Source organism: uncultured Mycobacterium sp. (assembly GCF_964249325.1).
In the GTDB taxonomy this organism is placed as follows: Bacteria; Actinomycetota; Actinomycetes; order Mycobacteriales; family Mycobacteriaceae; genus Mycobacterium.
The window spans coordinates 1-1,768 of the sequence record NZ_CAXUCH010000267.1 but is presented as its reverse complement, the minus strand read 5'-3'; the positions used below and the strand labels follow the sequence as shown (position 1 = coordinate 1,768).

General features: G+C 65.4%; 2 protein-coding genes. Both read right to left on the bottom strand.

The window, feature by feature from the left end; all coding sequences use genetic code 11:
• Positions 1-57: 57 nt before the first annotated feature.
• Complete coding sequence (locus tag ACFE99_RS22140; RefSeq protein ID WP_375488606.1) at positions 58-1,125, bottom strand: potassium channel family protein; 1,068 nt, start codon at positions 1,123-1,125, stop codon at positions 58-60.
• 41 nt (positions 1,126-1,166) lie between these two features.
• Positions 1,167-1,768, bottom strand: a 602-nt coding sequence (locus ACFE99_RS22135; RefSeq protein WP_375488604.1) for a GTP-binding protein, incomplete at its 5' end; no start/stop codon positions are given.

Below are 1,768 nucleotides of genomic sequence, written 5' to 3'. Positions count from 1 at the left end.
CCAACCCTGACTCGTGGCGACCCGCTGCGCCCGGCTTCGCCGCGCTTGCGATCGCCACTAGTGACCCGCGCCGCGGATATACAACAGCCGGTCGGTGGCCTCGATCGCGTCGACCTCGGGGGCATCGACACGCAGCAAGTGGCCGTCACGAACCACCCCGAGCACGATGTCGCGCAGATGCCGCGCCGAGCCGCCCACCTCGCTCTGCTCGACCTCGCGTTCACCGATAGCGAATCCCGCCTCCGGCGTCAGGAGGTCCTCGATCATTTCCACGACGCTGGGCGTGGTCGTGGCGATACCCAGCAACCGGCCGGCAGTCTCAGAGGACACCACCACCGAGTCCGCACCTGACTGCTGCAGCAAGTGCTGGTTTTCGGCCTCCCGGATCGAGGCGACGATCTTGGCCTTCGGCGCGATCTCTCGGGCCGTCAGGGTGACCAGCGCGGCGGTGTCGTCACGGTTGGCGGCCACCACGATCGACGCCGCATGCTGCGCCCCTGCTAAACGCAGCACGTCAGCTTTGGTCGCGTCACCGTGCACAGTGACCAGGCCAGCGGCCGACGCGTGGTCCAGGGCGGCTTGGTCGGTGTCGACGACGACGATGTCGCTGGGTGCCGCTTCATCACTGAGCATGGCGGCGACCGCCGTCTTGCCTTTAGTGCCGTAGCCGATGACGACGGTGTGGTTACGCACTCTGCTCCTCCAACGCTGGATCTTCCATCCCTGCCGGGACCGCTCGGAGAGAACCTCGAGCGTCGTGCCGACCAACACGGCCAGGAACGCGATTCGCAGTGGCGTCATGACCACAACGTTGACCAGACGGCTGTATTCGGTGATAGGGGTGATGTCGCCGTATCCAGTGGTGGACAGCGACACCGTGGCGTAGTACACGCAGTCCAAGAAGGTCAGCGGGCCGCCCTTCAGATCGCGGTAGCCGCCGCGCCCGAGATAGACGACCAAAGCGGCGGCGAGCAATACGACGACAGCGATGGCGACCCGGCGCACGATGATGCGCACCGGGCTGACAGGGCTTTCCGGAATTCGCAACACGCCGACCAGTGCATGGCCGGGCCGAGCGGTCAGCGTGTCGTCGAGACCGGCCAACCTATCTTTCGCCACGGCCATCCGTCATCAGCTGCCGCACGACACAAATGTAACCACGACCGCTACGCCGAGGTGTTGCTCACCAGCCCGGCCAACTCGTCGGGTCCGGCCAGCAGGTCCGGCTCGACGGTGACCCCGGTGCGCACGTAGTAGAAGGCGGCGCGCACCGCGGATTCCGGACAGCCCTGCAACCCCGCCCATGCCAGCCGGTAGACGGCCAGCTGGACCGCTGCCTGCCGCATGGCCTCCAGCCCATCCGGTGGTTCACCGGTCTTCCAGTCCACCACCGTGGCGCCGCCATTCGGGTCGGCGAACACCGCGTCGATCCGGCCACGCACCACGGTCTCGCCGATCGCCATTTCGAACGGCACCTCAACCGCGACCGGTGTGCGCGCCGCCCATGGTGACCGGGTGAACGCCGCCTGTAAGGCGGCCAGTTCCTCGGCGTCGGCCTGCGCGGCGCCGGCGATCATGTTGGGCACATAGTTCTTGTGGCCTGGGGCATCCAACACGGTGTACCTCTTCTTCTTGGTCTCAAAGTGGGCACGCCCAACTTCCACAGTCTTGCCCTTAGCTCTTTCTTCTTCGTTGGTGTCCATGATATAGGCCATGTACCAACTCTCACGATTCTTTTCCTTGGCTTCTCTGCACAGTGATTGCACAT